This window comes from Mycobacterium shunyiense (assembly GCF_058270035.1).
The window spans coordinates 19,100-36,238 of sequence record NZ_JBZDPT010000048.1 but is presented as its reverse complement, the minus strand read 5'-3'; the positions used below and the strand labels follow the sequence as shown (position 1 = coordinate 36,238).

The window sequence follows — 17,139 nt, the reverse complement described above, 5'->3', positions numbered from 1 at the left end:
GCGGAAAGGCGCGGTGCCGACTGTCGGGGTTTCCGCTCAATGCCTGTTCGCAGACCTTTGATTCAGGCGTGTGCGGGGTTGTTCATCTGACCGTTACCGGGTGTTCGCCCGGGGTGCCCTGAGTGCGGGACACCGGCGTGGGTGGCCGCGGGCAAGTCCAGCGCACGTTCGGCTACAGCAAACGATGTCAAGGGTTCGTCAGTGATCGGCGCTCGCGCGGTTCTGGTACTAGCGTGTCGTTCGACGTCGTCGTCAGACGGCGGGGATACAACAGTTGGGGAACTCATGATCCAGAAGAGCTTGATCGCCACGACCCTCGCCGCGGGGGCCATCGGGGCCGCCGTGACGCTGGCCGCGCCGGCATCGGCCGATTCCAAGGGCAACAGCACCGTCGGATGCTCACCGTGCGACCGGGTGAATTCGTCGGTCACCGATGCCGTCACCGACGCCGCCAAGAGCGCGCTCACCGGCGGGGTCGACCTGCCTGAGAGTCCCATCGTCGACAAGTGGACGAAGTTCCCGGGTGAGACCGCCGAGAAATGGACCTCATTCCCGGGCAAGACCGCCGAGAAGTGGGCGACGTTCCCCGGCAAGACCGCCGAAAAGTGGGGAAGCTTCCCGGGCAAGGTGCTGAAGAAGTGGACCGGCCTGGGCTGAACCCGGCCGGAGGGCACCAATCTCACTCACGAACGAGCGTGTGGCAGACAAGCCGCACGCTCGTCTCGTATCTGCGGATCACCTGAAATTTCGCTGATCTTAACTGTTCTCGCAGCACAGCCCGCCCCCTGAAATAGACGCAGCCCGGTTCACCGACCAAAGGAGCCCGTCGCAATGGCTGCGCCTGCACGGCAGTTGCACCTCAACGCATTCCTGCGCAACATCGGCCAGCACGAAGCGGCGTGGCGCCTCCCCGAAACCGATCTGTCGGGTATCACCGACATCACCCACTACATCGAACTGGCCCGCATCGCCGAGCGCGGCAAGCTCGACGCGGTGTTCTTCGCCGACCATCCGGTGCTCAAGGACCAGACCGAGTTTCGCCCGTTCGATGCGCTGGACCCGATCACCCTGGTCGCAGCGCTGGCCGGCGCAACCACCAACGTCGGGCTGATCGCGACGGCATCCACCACCTACAACGACCCGTACGGGTTGGCGCGGCGGTTCGCCACGCTCGATCACGTGAGCCGGGGCCGGGCCGGCTGGAACGTCGTGACGACGGCCAACGCCTCGGCCGCGGCCAACTTCGGGGTACCGAACCACCCGGATCCGGAGGCGCGGTACCAGCGCGCCGACGAATTCCTCCAGGTCGCACTGAAGTTGTGGGACAGCTGGGAAGACAACGCCATCGTCGGCGACAAGGACGCGCCCCGTTTCGTAGATCCGGCGAAGATCCACGCGGTCAACCACTCCGGCCAATATTTCGACGTGGCCGGACCGCTGGAGGTACCGCGGTCCCCGCAAGGCCATCCGGTGCTGTTCCAGGCCGGATCTTCGGAGCCCGGTAAGGATCTCGCGGCCAGGTACGCCGAGGCCATTTTCACCGCCCAACCCACACTGGACGAGGCCCGTGACTTCTACCGCGACGTCAAGATCCGCATCCGTCGGTTCGGTCGCAACCCGGACCAGGTGCACATTCTTCCCGGACTGTCGACGATCATCGGCAGCACCGAAGCCGAGGCGCAACAGCGTCAGCGCGAACTCGAAGAACTCACCGTGCCCGATTACGGTCTCGAACAACTGAGCGCCATCGTCGGATTCGCGGTCACCAAGGCCGATCTCGACCGGAAACTGAGCTTCCCGGCCGAAGACCCGGGCGACACCTTCATCAAGAGTCGACTCACCCTGGTGAAGCGGTTGGTCGAGACCGACAACCTCACCGTTCGGGAGTTGTTGCTGCGGCTGAGCAGCGGGCGGGGTCATCGGTTGTTCGCCGGCACACCCGAACAGATCGCCGACACCATCGAGGAGTGGTTCACCACCGGCGCCGCCGACGGTTTCAACCTCATTCCGCCGGCGTTGCCGTCCTCGCTGACCGACTTCGTCGACCACGTCGTCCCAGAGTTGCAGCGCCGCGGCATCTTCCGGGAGGAATACACGGGAACCACCCTCCGCGATCACCTCGGCCTGGACCGGCCGGCCAACCGATTCACCACCGGCGCGGATGCTTCCGTGTCGGCCGCGAGCTGACAGGGAACCTGATATGCGTAATCCGTTGACCCGCGTGACCCGGGTGATCGTTGCCGCCGGCCTGGTCGCGGGCCTGGTAGCCGGCTGCCAGTCGTCCGGATCCGGGGCGCAGGGCAGCGGCGGACTGTCGACCGACGCACCGATTCCGGTGGCGGTCCCGAAGGGGACCACCTTGGTGGTGGCTGATGACGCGAACCGGCTCAAGACCCTGTTCAGACTCTCCGGTGAGCAGGACCGGCTGAGCGCCGACGTGACCTACGCCAACTTCAGCAGCGGCCCGCTACGTCTGGAGGCGATCCGGTCGGGCAATGCGCAACTGGGCCGGGTCGGCGATGTCCCGCCGATCCTCGCGCAATATTCGGACGCCGGGGTGCCCATCGTCGGGGCGGTCAAATACGACGGCAACGGGCTGGTGCTGGCAACCTCGCCGGGTTCGGGCATCAAATCGCTGAAAGACTTGGCCGGCAAGAAGATTGCGATCAATGAGGGCACGGCGCAACAGGCGGTCGTGCTGCGCAACCTGAAGTCCGTCGGCCTGAGCATCAAGGACGTACAGCCGATCAATCTGGGTCTGGCCGAGTTCGCCGACGGTCTGCGGGCCGAACAAGTCAACGCCGCGGTGCTCAAGCAACCGGACCGGGTTCGTTACCTCGCTTCCACACAGGGGGAGGGGAGCATCGAAATCCCCAACGCCCCGGGCGCCTATCCCGGCTTGTATTACGTCTACGCCAGTGGGGAAGCGCTGTCCGACCCCGCTCGCGCCGCGGCCATCCGCGAATTCGTCATCGCCTGGTATCGCGCCGAGCAGTGGCTCAATGACAACAAGCAGACCTGGATCGACGAGTACCTGATCAAGGACCAGAAGGTCAGCCCGGAGGATGCCGAGGCCATCGCCGCGGCCGACGGTAAATCCTCCGTACCGGGGTTCACGGATGAGCTGATCAACACCCAGCAGGAGACCATCGACCTGCTTCAGCAGGCCGGGGCATTCTCCGGGAAAGAGTTGCACGCCAAGGACGAATTCGATTCCCGGTTCGCCGATCTCAACGCGACGTCGACGGGCAAGCAGTGACCACCGTCCAGGCGGCACCCGCTTCGACGGTGACAGCGGAAGCGGGAGCCGCTGGGCGCCAGGATTATCCGAATCTGGAACATCGGTCGGGCACGCAGCGTCGCCGGAGGCTTGGGCCCGGACGCGCCATCCCGGCGTCGTTGGCCATCGGACCGTTTCTGCTCGTTGTCGTCTGGATCGTCACCTCACAACTGGGGATTCTCGATCCGCGCACCCTGCCGCCGCCGCTGGACATCCTGCGCACCGCCGGTGAGATGTGGTCGGACGGCCGGTTGCCCACAAACATCCTGGCTTCCCTGAAACTGGCGTCCGTCTCGCTGGCCATCGGGGTGACACTCGGCCTGGTGCTGTCGCTGATCTCCGGGTTGAGCCGCGTCGGGGAGGCGATCGTCGATGGGCCGGTCCAGGTCAAACGCGCGGTGCCGACCCTGGCGATCATCCCGCTGGCGATCATCTGGTTCGGCATCGGCGACACCATGAAGATCATCATCATCGCCACGAGCGTCCTGATCCCCGTTTACATCAATACCACCGCACAGCTCAAGGGTGTGGACCTGCGTCACGTGGAACTTGCTGAAACCGTTGGGCTTTCCCGCAGCCAATTCATCCGCAAGGTGGCCATACCCGGCGCGCTGCCCGGCTTCTTCACCGGCCTGCGGCTTGCGGTCACCATCTCGTGGACCGCCCTGGTCGTCGTCGAACAGGTCAATGCCACCAGTGGTATCGGGTACCTGATGACCCAGGCCCGCCTCTACGGGCAGCTGGACATCGTGGTGGTCGGCCTGTTGGTCTACGCGGTGTTCGGACTCACCGGGGACTACGCGGTTCGCGCCGTCGAGAGGAGAGCGTTGTCGTGGCGGCGCGCGCTGGGAACCTGACCGAGGAAGTTGCCGTCGTTCGACAACTGAGCCGATCATTCGGTGGCTCAACGATTCTCGACTCGGTGGACCTGACCATCCGCAAGGGCGAATTCGTGGCCCTGCTGGGACGCAGCGGCTCCGGTAAGAGCACGCTGCTGCGCGCTCTGGCCGGGTTGGACCACGGGGTCGCCGGCACAGGGGACCTGTTCGTCGCCCGTGATGTATCGGTGGTGTTCCAGGATTCCCGGTTGCTGCCGTGGTCGCGGGTGCTCGACAACGTCGCCCTCGGGTTGTCCGGCAGTGAGGTCAGACAACGAGCGAGCGCGGTGCTCGCAGACGTCGGCCTGGCCGGGCGCGAGCGAGCCTGGCCGTACGAGCTGTCCGGCGGTGAACAACAGCGTGTGGCACTGGCCCGGTCACTGGTGCGCAATCCCGCGCTGCTGCTGGCCGACGAACCTTTCGGGGCGCTCGATGCGCTCACGCGGGTTCGTATGCACCACCTGCTCAAGGAGTTGTGCGCGAAGTACGAGCCCGGCGTGCTACTGGTGACGCACGATGTCGACGAGGCCGTCACCCTCGCCGACCGGGTCCTCGTTCTCGACGGCGGATCGTTTGTCGTCGATCGACACCTGGATTTTCAGACTCCCGACGCCCGTACCTACCGCAATCCCGAGTTCGTCGCGCATCGCGAGGCGCTGCTCGCTGCGCTCGGGGTGGGGGCGGGCGAAGGGCCCTGAACAGATCAGTGGTGATCCGCTGTAAACGGACCACCACTGATACGTGGGCGGTGTTGGAGGGTTCCTCCCCCTGATCACCACCACCGCTCCCGCGCCTCTGGTCGAAAGCCGACGCGATGGAGCCACTGTATACCTCTGGTGCAGTTTGCTGAAGGGTTGTTTGCAGAAGCGAACAACCAACTTCAAGATCACTTCACTGTCTAGGATCGGTCTTTGCCGGGGGAGGCTTCGCCCTGAGCGAGATGCTCGGCGAGCAGCGCTCCGGCATTGCGGATGTGGCCGGCCATGGCAGCACGGGCCTTCTCGGGGTCGCCTGCCCGTAGGTGCTCGATGACGGCGCGGTGATCCTGGGCCGAGGCCTCGGGCCACCCTTCCACCGCGGCGAAGAACTTTCGCGGTGCGTAGGACAACGTCGTCTTGATCAGCCAGCGCATCTTGCGCGATCCGCTCAGCCGGTAGATGAGGGCATGGAACTGATGGTTGAGGCGTTCCTCCTCGTCGAAATCACGGTTGGCAGCCGCAATTTCGAGCGCGTCCTGGATGCGCTCGAGTTCGTCGACCATTGCCGGGGTGATCGTCGTGGCCGTACGGGCGGTGAGTTCACCACCCAGCAGTGCCTGCGCGTCGTAGATGTCGCGGATGTCGTCGCTCGACAGCGCGGTCACCATGAAGCCGCGCCGAGGCTCGACGGACAGAAAGCCTTCGGTCTGCAGTTGCAGCAGGCCTTCGCGCGCCGGGGTTGCGCTGATCCCGAGCTCGTCGGCGACAGTCTCCGGGCGGATGAATTCTCCGGAGTGCAGCTGCCCCGAGACGATGAGCTCGCGCACGTGGGCCGCGGCGACGTCGGACAGCCGTAGCGGCGTGCGTCTCTTCGAATTCCCGGTCATGGCAGCGGGCCTCAGACGTCGATTCCGCCGCGCTTGACCAATTGCTTGGCGATCACGCCGCGCTGGATCTCGTTGGTTCCTTCGCCGACGATCATCAGTGGCGCGTCGCGGAAGTAGCGTTCGACGTCGTACTCGGTGGAGTATCCGTAGCCGCCGTGGATCCGCACTGCGTTCAGTGCGATCTCCATGGCGGTTTCCGAGGCGAACAGTTTGGCCATACCGGCCTCCATGTCACAGCGGCCTCCTGCATCGATCCGCTCGGCCGCATCCAGCAGCAGGCTGCGGGCAGCGTAGAGCTTGGTTCCCATGTCGGCGAGCATGTTGCCGACCGATTGGTGCTGCCAGATCGGCACCCCGAAGCTTTCGCGGTCCTGCGCGTACCGCAGTGCGTCGTCGAAGGCGGCGCGGGCCACGCCGGTCGCCCGGGCCGCGACCTGAATTCGGCCGACCTCAAGTCCCTTCATCATCTGGGCGAAACCGCGTCCTTCGACGCCGCCCAGCAGCGCATCCGAATCCACGTGGCAGTCAACAAAATTGATCTCGCAACTCTCGACGCCCTTGTAGCCGAGTTTCGGCAGGTCCTTCGAGACCGTGAAGCCGGGAACCTTCTCCACCAACAGGATCGACACACCCTTGTGGGCGGGCGTGGCGGCCGGATCGGTCTTGCACAACAGCGCGACGAGGCCGGCCTTGCGGGCATTGCTGATCCAGGTCTTCGAGCCGTTGATCAAATAACCGGATTCGTCCTTCGCGGCGACGGTGCGCATGGCCTGCAGGTCGGAGCCGCCACCGGGTTCGGTGAGTGCCATCGTGGCCCGTAGCTCTCCGGTGGCCATCCGGGGCAGGAACTTGTCTTTCTGCTCCTCAGTGCCGAACTGCAACAACAGCTTCGACACCACGGTGTGCCCGCCCATGGCGCCGGCCAGGCTCATCCAGCCGCGCGCTAGCTCTTCGGTGACCTGCGCATAGCAGGGCATCGAGACCGCGGCGAAGCCATACGGTTCCGGGATCGCGAGCCCGAAGATGCCGAGCTCCTTCATCGCGTCGATGAGTTCTTCGGGGTAGGTGTTCGTGTGCTCGAGTTCCCGGACGACGGGCCGGACCTGTTTGTCGACGAAGTCGCGGACGGTACTGACGATGGCCTGCTCTTCGGCGGACAGCGTGATCACTGCGGCATCCCTTCCATAAACTTTATAGAAAATATTCTATAGAGAATGCGATCCTGCTGTTGCCCCGTGGTTCGGCTAGGGTTCGCTGAACATCGGGAGGTTTGGGAGGATCGGCCGCTTCGAGTACCGGGTCGGCCCGTGAAAGGGGGCGGTGATGGTCGGGTGGCGGAGTGTTGCTGTGAGCGCGTCTCTCGCACTGGGAGTCGTCGTGGCCTGTGCGCCCTCTGAGAAAACGGATGTGCGCCAGATACCGAGCAGTGAAACGCAGGTCAAGCGGTCGGACACGCTCAGCGATTTCCGTTTTCGATGGACTGCCGAGCCGGGCATTGATCTGTACTCGGGTGCTGCGGTCCCACTGCGCGCGTATGCGGAGTCTTGGCGGGTCGCGCAAATGAAGTCCGACATGAGCGCTGCCTACCCCGGATTCGAACGGGCCGTTCCCGCCAACCGTGAACTGACCGATCATTCACCGCGTGATGCACCTGCGTACATGTTGACCTTTGTGCGTCCGTACATGGACGACGAACTCGACGAGGTGTACACCGGTCAGCCCCGATATGAGTCAAAGCGGTTCTATGGCAACGAGTACTTCCACATCCTGTCGCTGGACGAGGTGGATGGCGGCTGGCGGGCGTACGTGTGCGACGGGTTGTACGACATGTACCGCGATGACGCGGACGGCTACAGTCCGGTAACCGGTTTGCGCGGTTGGGCCGGACCTCCCAAGGAGCCGATGAAGGCCATCCGGGTGTGGCACGTCGAAATGGCAGCACCAGAAAGTTCGGCAGCGAATGCTCCTCAGAAAGGTCCCAACCCGGCCCCGATGGACGACGTCTTCTCATCGTGGCGCATCCGGGGCGCGGCTCCCGACAGCAAGTGGGAGTCTGCTCCGGGATTCGGCGGCAGCGATTACCACGAGACCTTTGCCGACTTCGAGCGCCGACGGGAGCAATGTAGCGACCGGCTACCTGATGGACGTGATGCGCGGAACGCCGACGGCCGATCAATCAATACCAAGCCGGATATGCAGCCTGCGGCACCAGGCTGGCCAGACAACGCGGCATAGCCGTCTTCAACGTCGTGCGCTCGTTGTCGCTGAGCGTTTACGCAGTTCAGAGAGGGTGCCCCCGGCAGGATTCGAACCTGCGGCCTTCTGCTCCGGAGGCAGACGCTCTATCCCCTGAGCTACGGGGGCGCGGGCTGAAGATCAGCTGCGCCGATTGGGCTTGCATAGCGTAGCGCATAGAAGAGCGAATACGGATTCGGGGCGCGGGGACCCCAGACCATAGGATGGACCCTCGTGACCCCCGCCGACCTTGCAGAGCTGCTCAAGGCTACTGCCGCCGCAGTGCTGACCGAACACGACCTGGACACCGCCGCGTTGCCCGACACCGTCACGGTCGAGCGCCCGCGCAACCTTGAGCACGGCGACTACGCGACCAACCTCGCGCTGCAGCTCGGTAAGAAGGTCGGTGTCAACCCGCGCGAGCTGGCCGGCTGGTTGGCCATCGCGCTGACCGCGGCCGACGGCATCGCCGCCGCCGAGGTCGCCGGCCCCGGCTTCGTCAACCTGCGCATCGAGGCTTCGGCGCAGGGCGTCATCGTCACCAACGTGCTGACCGCCGGCGCGGCCTACGGCAACTCCACCGAGCTCGCCGAGAAGATCAACCTCGAGTTCGTCTCGGCCAACCCGACCGGCCCCATCCACATCGGCGGCACCCGCTGGGCCGCAGTGGGCGACGCGCTGGGCCGGCTGCTGACCACGCAGGGTGCCGACGTCACCCGCGAGTACTACTTCAACGACCACGGCGCCCAGATCGACCGGTTCGCCCGCTCGCTGGTCGCCGCCGCCAAGGGGGAGCCGGCGCCGGAGGACGGCTACGCCGGCGCCTACATCACCGACATCGCCGCCTCCGTGCAGGCCAAGCGCCCCGATGTCATGAGCCTGCCCGCCGACGAGCAACAGGAAGTGTTCCGCGAGGTCGGCGTAGACCTGATGTTCACCCACATCAAGGAATCTCTGCACGAGTTCGGCACCGACTTCGACGTCTACACGCACGAAGACTCGATGCACACTTCCGGCCGCGTCGACCAGGCCATCGCCAAGCTGCGCGAGACCGGCAGCATTTACGAGAAGGACGGCGCAACCTGGTTGCGCACCACCGAATTCGGTGACGACAAGGACCGCGTCGTCATCAAGAGTGACGGCAACCCGGCCTATGTCGCCGGCGACATCGCCTACTACCTGGACAAGCGTGAACGCGGGTTCGACCTGTGCATCTACATGCTCGGCGCCGACCACCACGGTTACATCGCCCGGCTCAAGGCCGTCGCGGCCGCACTGGGCGAGGATCCCGCGACCGTCGAGGTGCTGATCGGCCAGATGGTCAACCTGGTCCGCGACGGGCAGCCGGTCCGGATGAGCAAGCGCGCGGGCACCGTCATCACCCTCGACGATCTGGTCGAGGCCATCGGCGTCGACGCCGCCCGGTACTCGCTGATCCGCTCCTCGGTGGATACCTCGATCGACATCGATCTGGCGCTGTGGTCCAGCGCGTCCAGCGAAAACCCGGTCTACTACGTGCAATACGCGCACGCCCGGCTGTCCGCGCTGGCGCGCAACGCCGCCGATCTCGGCGTCGCTGCCGACACCGCGCACCTGGATCTGTTGTCCCACGAGAAAGAGGGCATCCTGATCCGTAACCTGGGCGAGTTCCCCCGGGTGCTCAAAGCCGCTGCCGCACTGCGGGAACCGCACCGCGTGTGCCGATACCTGGAGGACCTGGCCGGCGACTATCACCGGTTCTACGACGCTTGTCGCGTGCTGCCCCAGGGCGACGAGGAAGCAGGCGATCTGAACGCGGCGCGCTTGGCGCTGTGCGAGGCCACCCGCCAGGTGATCGCCAACGGTCTGGGCATCCTCGGTGTGACCGCTCCGGAGCGCATGTGAACGCGCACCCTGCCGGCCCCCGGCACGCCGAAGAGATCCACCACGCCGGTGCACCCGTCAAGCCGCAGTCTCCCGACGAGATCCTGCTGCTGGCACCAAACGTGTGGCCGCGCAACCTGGTTCGCGATGAGGACGGTGTCGTGTCGATCGCCGGGATTCCGGTCACCGACCTGGCCGCCGAGTACGGCACCCCGTTGTTCGTGATCGACGAGGACGATTTCCGGTCGCGTTGTCGAGACATCGCCGCTGCCTTCGGTGGCGGGGACTACGTCCACTATGCGGCCAAGGCGTTCCTGTGCAGTGAGATCGCCCGCTGGGTCAATCAGGAAGGCCTGTCGCTGGACGTCGCGACCGGGGGAGAGCTGGCGGTGGCGTTGCACGCCGACTTCCCGCCGGAGCGAATCACCTTGCACGGCAACAACAAATCCGTCGCCGAGCTCACCGCGGCCGTCAAGGCCGGGGTCGGGCACGTGGTGGTCGATTCCCTGATCGAGATCGAGCGCCTGGACCGCGTCGCCGGGGATGCGGGCATCGTCCAGGACGTGCTGGTCCGGGTGACCCCGGGCGTGGAGGCACACACCCACGAGTTCATCTCCACCGCCCACGAAGACCAGAAGTTCGGCCTGTCGCTGGCCAGCGGTGCGGCGATGGAGGCGGTGCGCAAGGTGTTCGCCACGGACAACCTGCGCCTCGTGGGGTTGCACTGCCATGTCGGTAGCCAGATCTTCGACGTGGCCGGATTCGAAGTGGCCGCCCACCGCGTGATCGGACTACTGCGCGACGTCGTGTCCGAATTCGGTGTCGAGAAGACATCGCAGATGTCGGTCATCGACCTTGGCGGCGGATTGGGCATTTCCTATGTGCCGCAAGATGATCCACCTCCGATGCGGGAGCTGGCCGACAAACTGCTGGCCATCGTGCGAAGCGAGTCGGCCGCCGTCGGGCTACCTACCCCGAAGCTCGTGGTGGAGCCGGGCCGCGCCATTGCCGGGCCGGGAACCGTCACCCTGTACGAGGTCGGCACGGTAAAAGACGTGGCGATCAGCGCCACCGCACAGCGACGCTACGTGAGCGTCGACGGCGGTATGAGCGACAACATCCGCCCGGCGCTGTACGACGCCGAGTACGACGCCCGGCTGGTGTCTCGGACCAGCGACGCAGCCGCGACTCTGGCGCGCATCGTCGGCAAGCACTGCGAGACCGGCGACATCGTGGTCCGCGACACCTGGGTGTCCGACGACATCGCGCCCGGTGATCTGCTGGCCGTCGCCGCCACCGGTGCCTACTGCTATTCGATGTCGAGCCGGTACAACCTGCTGTGCCGGCCCGCCGTGGTGGCAGTGAAGGACGGCAAGTCGCGGTTGGTGCTCCGACGGGAGACTGTCGACGATCTTTTGAGCCTGGAGGTGAGTGGTCAATGAGTGATGAGAAGCCCATCGGCGTAGCGGTATTGGGGCTCGGCAACGTCGGCAGTGAAGTGGTGCGCATCATCAACGAGAGCGCCGCTGACCTCGCGGCCCGCATCGGTGCCCCACTCGAGGTGCGCGGCATCGGCGTGCGCAAGGTCTCCGGCGACCGCGGTGTGCCCAAGGACCTGCTCACCGACGACATCGTCGAGCTGGTGTCGCGCGACGACGTCGACATCGTGGTCGAGTTGATGGGCCCGGTGAAGCCGGCCCGCAAGGCCATCCTGGCCGCCCTCGAACAGGGCAAGTCGGTGGTCACCGCCAACAAGGCACTGATGGCCCAGTCCACCGGTGAACTGGCGCAGGCCGCCGAAAAGGCGCGCGTCGACCTGTATTTCGAAGCCGCTGTGGCAGGCGCGATCCCGGTGATCCGTCCGCTGACCCAGTCGCTGGCCGGCGACACCGTGGTGCGGGTGGCCGGCATCGTCAACGGCACCACCAACTACATCCTGTCCGAGATGGACAGCACCGGCGCCGATTACACCTCGGCACTGGCCGACGCCAGTGCTCTGGGGTATGCCGAGGCCGATCCCACCGCCGACGTCGAGGGCTACGACGCAGCGGCCAAGGCCGCGATTCTCGCCTCGATCGCCTTCCACACCCGGGTCACCGCCGACGACGTCTACCGCGAAGGCATCACCAAGGTCAGTGCGGCCGACTTCGAGTCCGCCCGAGCTCTGGGCTGCACCATCAAACTGTTGGCCATCTGCGAGCGGCTCACCACTGACGAAGGCAAGCAACGTGTTTCGGCACGCGTGTACCCGGCACTGGTGCCGTTGACGCACCCGCTGGCCTCGGTCAACGGAGCCTTCAACGCCGTAGTGGTCGAGGCCGAGGCGGCCGGCCGGCTGATGTTCTACGGCCAGGGCGCCGGCGGCGCACCCACCGCGTCGGCCGTGATGGGCGACGTCGTGATGGCCGCGCGCAACCGGGTCCAGGGTGGCCGGGGTCCGCGCGAGTCCAAGTACGCCAAGCTGCCGATCGCCCCGATCGGCTTCATCCCCACCCGCTACTACGTCAACATGAACGTCTCGGACAAACCAGGCGTGTTGTCCGCGGTGGCGGCAGAATTCTCCAAGCGCGAGGTCAGCATCGCCGAGGTGCGCCAGGAGGGCATGGTCGACGAGGAGGGTCAGCCCTGCGGCGCCCGCATCGTGGTGGTCACCCACCAGGCCACCGATGCCGCGCTCTCGGAAACCGTCGAGGCGCTGGCCGATCTCGACGCGGTGCAGACCATCAACAGCGTGCTGCGTATGGAAGGAACGAACGCATGAACCCCGGGACGCAAGGAAAGACCAGCGCAGGGCCGGTGCACCGGCCCTGGCCGGGATTGATCGAGGCCTACCGAGATCGCCTTCCGGTCGGCGACAACTGGACGCCGATCACCTTGCTCGAGGGCGGCACGCCGCTCATCCATGCCAAGCGCCTGAGCGAGTTCACCGGCTGCACAGTGCATCTCAAGGTCGAGGGGCTCAACCCGACCGGGTCTTTCAAGGACCGCGGCATGACCGTTGCGGTCACCGAGTCCCTGGCGCGTGGGCAGGAGGCCGTGCTGTGCGCGTCGACGGGTAACACGTCAGCCTCGGCGGCCGCCTATGCCGCTCAGGCCGGGATCACCTGTGCGGTGCTGATCCCGCAGGGCAAGATCGCGATGGGCAAGCTCGCGCAGGCGGTCATGTACGGCGCCAAGATCATCCAGGTCGACGGAAACTTCGACGACTGCCTCGAACTGGCCCGCAAGATCACTGCGGATTTCCCGACCATCGCGCTGGTGAACTCGGTCAACCCTTACCGCATCGAGGGGCAGAAGACCGCCGCGTTCGAGATCGTCGACGCGCTGGGCACCGCACCTGACGTGCATGCTCTGCCGGTGGGCAACGCGGGCAACATCACCGCCTACTGGAAGGGCTACACCGAGTACCACCGCGACGGTCTGACGGACCGGCTGCCGCGCATGCTCGGCACCCAGGCCGCCGGAGCTGCCCCGCTGGTCCTGGGGGAGCCGGTCAAGGAACCCGAGACCATTGCCACCGCCATCCGCATCGGTTCGCCCGCGTCGTGGTCCGGTGCGGTCGAGGCCCAGCAGCAGTCCAAGGGCCGATTCCTGGCTGCCACCGACGAAGAGATCCTCGCGGCATACCACCTGATCGCCCGCAATGAGGGCGTGTTCGTCGAGCCCGCGTCGGCGGCCAGCGTGGCAGGTCTGCTGAAGTCGATCGAGGACGGCTGGGTCAAGCGCGGCTCCACGGTGGTCTGCACGGTCACCGGCAACGGACTCAAGGATCCCGACACCGCACTCAAGGACATGCCCACCGTCACGGCCGTGCCGGTCGATCCGGTAGCCGTCGTCGCCAAGCTCGGACTGGTCTGAGCCTGGTGAATCAGACCCTGCCCGCCGGGCTCACGGCCACTGCTGTCGTCGCAGCCTCCAGCGCAAACCTCGGCCCGGGCTTCGACAGCCTGGGGCTGGCGCTCAGCCTTTACGACGAAATCATCGTCGAGACAACTGAAGCCGGCTTGCAGCTGGAGGTCGAGGGCGAGGGTGCGGGTCAAGTTCCGCTCGATGCGACGCATCTTGTGGTGCGCGCCATCGAGGCCGGGTTGCGGGCCACCGGCTATCGTGCGGCCGGACTGATCGTGCGCTGCCGCAACGAGATTCCGCATTCGCGCGGGCTCGGATCATCGGCCGCTGCCGTCGTCGGCGGCCTCGCCGTGGTCAATGGTCTTGTGGCGCAAGCCGGTTCGGACCCGATGACCGAAGATCAGCTGATTCAGCTGTCGAGTGAGTTCGAGGGGCATCCGGACAACGCCGCGGCGGCTGTGCTGGGCGGGGCGGTCGTGTCCTGGACCGAAACCGATCCCGACGGGCGGCCGCGCTACCGCGCGGCCCAGGTGCGCGTGCATCCGGACATCCGACTGTTCCCCGCGGTCCCGCAGCAGCGGTCGTCCACCGCAGAGACCCGGGCGGTGCTACCCGAGCAGGTCAGCCACGTCGATGCGCGATTCAACGTCAGCCGCGCGGCCCTGCTCGTCGTGGCCTTGAGTGAGCGCCCGGATCTGCTGATGACCGCCACGGAGGATGTGTTGCATCAACCACAACGCGCCGCGGCCATGCCGGCCTCCGCGGAATACCTGCAGTTGCTGCGGCGTTGTGGAGTGGCAGCAGTGTTGTCCGGGGCCGGACCTACGGTTCTGGGGCTGAGTTCGCAGGTAGGACTGCCTGATGAGGCCGTGGATTACGGCACTGCGAACGGGTTCGCCGTCAGGGAGATGTCGGTCGGAACGGGCGTCCGCTGGACGTCGGGTGTGGCCGCCAGGAACTGACGATGTGCGGCACAAGAAGAGCCGAACGCCACACGCCCAGTGTTGACGTTGCTTGATTACTTCACAAAAGCGAGTTATTCTCGCTTTCGTCCAGCACTCGCAGGGTCTCTGCCTGCGTCGACACCAGGACGACCACCCAATCTTCTTGTGTTCTACTCGTGGACTGACGGCTCGCCGTATATCGGCGGACCCGGGCGATCGCCGTTGCAAAGGCGACGGTGTGAGCTACGCGCTCAGCGGTTCAGCTGAACGCGCTTCGACCTTTGGGGAACCCTCGCACGACCTGATGAGCGAGGGAAAGAAAGGAAATCCGTGACAGAAACGGACCTCTTCACGGCTGACAACGCCAACGGCACTGGGGATTTGCCGAACGCCGTGACATCTGAAAGCACCGCGACCACTGACACCGCGGCCGCGCGGCGCGCTTCCAGCGCCCGGCCCGCGTCGTTGTCGACCATGGTTCTGCCTGAGCTGCGCGCCCTGGCCAAGGAAATCGGTGTCGAAGGCGCGTCCGGGTTGCGTAAGAGTGAGCTGATCGCAGCTATCCGCGCCCACCGTGGTGAATCCAACGGTGCGACCGCCGAGGCCAAGCCGGCCGCCGATACCCAGCCGGACGCCGGTGCCGAGGCTGCTGAGCAGCCCGCGACTCGTCGTCGTGAGCGTCGGGGTTCCTCGCGCCAGGCCGGCGCGCCGGTCGCCGACGCGGCCAAGGACGACGCAGGCAAGAACGATGCGGGCACCGAGGCCGTCAAGGCCGAGGCGAAGACCGATTCCGCCGAGCCCGACGCGAAGACCGCTGAGGCTGCCGCCGAGCCGCAGGAAAAGCCTGCCAAGCAGGACAAGCGTGAACGCCAGGAACGGCGCGAAAAGCGCGAGCAGTCCGACGCCGACAAGGGCGAGGCCAAGGCCGACAACAAGGCTGACAACAAGCAGGACGACAAGCGCGACCAGAAACAGGACCGCGGCCAGGGGCGCGAGCAGTCCGACCAGTCTGACAACCAGCAGAACCGGGGCGGCAACTCCAACTCCCACGCCGATGACGATGGCGATGGGGACGGCCGGCAGGGCCGTCGCGGCCGTCGGTTCCGCGACCGTGACCGTCGCCGGCGCGGTGAGCGTGGCGCCGAGGGGGGCAACGAGACCGAGCTGCGCGAGGACGACGTCGTCCAGCCGGTCGCCGGCATCCTCGACGTGCTGGACAACTACGCGTTCGTCCGGACCTCGGGCTACCTGGCCGGGCCGAACGACGTCTACGTGTCCATGAACATGGTCCGCAAGAACGGCTTGCGCCGTGGCGACGCCGTGACCGGTGCAGTCCGCGTGCCCCGCGAGGGTGAGGGCGGCGGGGGCCAGAACCCGCGGCAGAAGTTCAATCCGCTGGTGCGCCTGGACAGTGTCAACGGTGGTCCGGTCGAGGCGGCCAAGAACCGCCCCGATTTCACCAAGCTGACCCCGCTGTACCCGAACCAGCGGCTGCGCCTGGAGACCACGCCGGAGCGGCTGACCACCCGCGTCATCGACTTGATCATGCCGATCGGTAAGGGGCAGCGCGCCCTGATCGTGTCGCCGCCGAAGGCCGGTAAGACCACGATCATGCAGGACATCGCCAACGCGATCACCAAGAACAACCCGGAATGCCACCTCATGGTGGTGCTCGTCGACGAGCGCCCGGAAGAGGTCACCGACATGCAGCGTTCGGTGAAGGGCGAGGTCATCGCCTCGACCTTCGACCGTCCGCCGTCAGACCACACCCAGGCCGCCGAGCTGGCGATCGAGCGGGCCAAGCGCCTGGTCGAGCAGGGCAAGGACGTCGTCGTGCTGCTGGACTCGATCACCCGTCTGGGCCGCGCGTACAACAACGCGTCGCCGGCCTCGGGTCGCATCCTGTCCGGTGGTGTCGACTCCACCGCGCTGTACCCGCCGAAGCGGTTCCTCGGCGCGGCCCGCAACATCGAGCACGGCGGCTCGCTGACCATCATCGCCACGGCGATGGTCGAGACCGGTTCGACCGGTGACACGGTGATCTTCGAGGAGTTCAAGGGCACCGGCAACGCCGAGCTTAAGCTTGACCGCAAGATCGCCGAGCGCCGGGTGTTCCCCGCGGTCGACGTCAACCCGTCCGGTACCCGCAAGGACGAGCTGCTGCTCTCGACGGACGAGTTCGCGGTGGTGCACAAGCTGCGCCGGGTGCTCTCGGGGCTGGATTCGCATCAGGCCATCGATCTGCTGATGAGCCAGCTGCGCAAGACCAAGACCAACTACGAGTTCCTGGTCCAGGTCTCCAAGACCGCTCCGGGCAACATGGACGTCGACTAAGCGCGACACCAAAAAGGCCCCCGATATTGAAGTGCTCCCCGGAAGTTGGACTGAGAAATTCAGTTTGTTCTTCTGGGGAGTACTTTTTTGCATCCTTGTAGTTCGTTGACTGAGGCCCAGCGCGGTGCGGCGGTAGCGTTGTTCGAGCAGGGTCGGGGCTATAGCGTCACC

At 65.9% G+C, this 17,139-nt stretch carries 14 protein-coding genes and 1 tRNA gene; 12 read left to right on the top strand and 3 right to left on the bottom strand.

Annotated elements, in window-relative coordinates:
- Window positions 1-285: 285 nt before the first annotated feature.
- The 5 genes from AC4ELS_RS31460 to AC4ELS_RS31440 all read left to right on the top strand — a co-directional run bounded on the left by AC4ELS_RS31460 (window position 286) and on the right by AC4ELS_RS31440 (window position 4,856).
- On the top strand, window positions 286-657 hold the full coding sequence (locus AC4ELS_RS31460; RefSeq protein ID WP_064880130.1) for a hypothetical protein: 372 nt from the start codon (window positions 286-288) through the stop codon (window positions 655-657).
- Between the two features lie 174 nt (window positions 658-831).
- Window positions 832-2,187, top strand: a complete 1,356-nt coding sequence (locus tag AC4ELS_RS31455; protein WP_448448385.1) for an LLM class flavin-dependent oxidoreductase — start codon at window positions 832-834, stop codon at window positions 2,185-2,187.
- 13 nt (window positions 2,188-2,200) lie between these two features.
- Window positions 2,201-3,259 (top strand): ABC transporter substrate-binding protein, encoded by a 1,059-nt coding sequence (locus AC4ELS_RS31450; RefSeq protein ID WP_448448386.1) that lies wholly within the window; start codon window positions 2,201-2,203, stop codon window positions 3,257-3,259.
- Entirely contained in the window at window positions 3,256-4,137 is an 882-nt protein-coding gene (locus tag AC4ELS_RS31445) for an ABC transporter permease (protein ID WP_448448387.1), read from the top strand. The genes AC4ELS_RS31450 and AC4ELS_RS31445 overlap by 4 nt, the downstream gene beginning before the upstream one ends.
- On the top strand, window positions 4,113-4,856 hold the full coding sequence (locus tag AC4ELS_RS31440) for an ABC transporter ATP-binding protein (RefSeq protein ID WP_064880122.1): 744 nt from the start codon (window positions 4,113-4,115) through the stop codon (window positions 4,854-4,856). The genes AC4ELS_RS31445 and AC4ELS_RS31440 overlap by 25 nt, the downstream gene beginning before the upstream one ends.
- Before the next feature lie 200 nt (window positions 4,857-5,056).
- On the opposite strand, the gene AC4ELS_RS31435 is transcribed toward AC4ELS_RS31440, so the two are convergent.
- Both AC4ELS_RS31435 and AC4ELS_RS31430 read right to left on the bottom strand, forming a co-directional pair.
- Complete coding sequence (locus AC4ELS_RS31435; protein ID WP_448448389.1) at window positions 5,057-5,743, bottom strand: GntR family transcriptional regulator; 687 nt, start codon at window positions 5,741-5,743, stop codon at window positions 5,057-5,059.
- 11 nt (window positions 5,744-5,754) lie between these two features.
- A complete protein-coding gene (locus tag AC4ELS_RS31430) occupies window positions 5,755-6,912 on the bottom strand; it encodes an acyl-CoA dehydrogenase family protein (protein ID WP_217267071.1) in 1,158 nt (385 codons plus the stop codon).
- Window positions 6,913-7,315: 403 nt separating this feature from the next.
- Between AC4ELS_RS31430 and AC4ELS_RS31425 the strand changes: the two genes are divergently transcribed.
- A complete protein-coding gene (locus AC4ELS_RS31425) occupies window positions 7,316-7,978 on the top strand; it encodes a hypothetical protein (protein WP_448448390.1) in 663 nt (220 codons plus the stop codon).
- Window positions 7,979-8,034: 56 nt separating this feature from the next.
- Here the strand turns inward: AC4ELS_RS31425 and AC4ELS_RS31420 are convergent.
- Window positions 8,035-8,107 (bottom strand) — tRNA-Arg (locus AC4ELS_RS31420).
- Window positions 8,108-8,212: 105 nt separating this feature from the next.
- Here AC4ELS_RS31420 and argS point away from each other — a divergent pair.
- The 6 genes from argS to rho all read left to right on the top strand — a co-directional run bounded on the left by argS (window position 8,213) and on the right by rho (window position 16,968).
- Window positions 8,213-9,862 (top strand): arginine--tRNA ligase, encoded by a 1,650-nt coding sequence (argS, locus tag AC4ELS_RS31415; protein WP_448448391.1) that lies wholly within the window; start codon window positions 8,213-8,215, stop codon window positions 9,860-9,862.
- Between the two features lie 35 nt (window positions 9,863-9,897).
- Entirely contained in the window at window positions 9,898-11,283 is a 1,386-nt protein-coding gene (lysA, locus tag AC4ELS_RS31410) for a diaminopimelate decarboxylase (RefSeq protein WP_498888335.1), read from the top strand.
- Entirely contained in the window at window positions 11,280-12,602 is a 1,323-nt protein-coding gene (locus AC4ELS_RS31405; protein ID WP_448448393.1) for a homoserine dehydrogenase, read from the top strand. The genes lysA and AC4ELS_RS31405 overlap by 4 nt, the downstream gene beginning before the upstream one ends.
- Complete coding sequence (gene thrC / locus AC4ELS_RS31400) at window positions 12,599-13,699, top strand: threonine synthase (protein ID WP_448448394.1); 1,101 nt, start codon at window positions 12,599-12,601, stop codon at window positions 13,697-13,699. The genes AC4ELS_RS31405 and thrC overlap by 4 nt, the downstream gene beginning before the upstream one ends.
- A gap of 5 nt (window positions 13,700-13,704) precedes the next feature.
- Entirely contained in the window at window positions 13,705-14,652 is a 948-nt protein-coding gene (gene thrB / locus AC4ELS_RS31395; protein WP_064957957.1) for a homoserine kinase, read from the top strand.
- A 312-nt stretch (window positions 14,653-14,964) separates the two neighbouring features.
- A complete protein-coding gene (gene rho / locus AC4ELS_RS31390) occupies window positions 14,965-16,968 on the top strand; it encodes a transcription termination factor Rho (protein WP_448448395.1) in 2,004 nt (667 codons plus the stop codon).
- The last annotated feature ends 171 nt before the right edge of the window (window positions 16,969-17,139 follow it).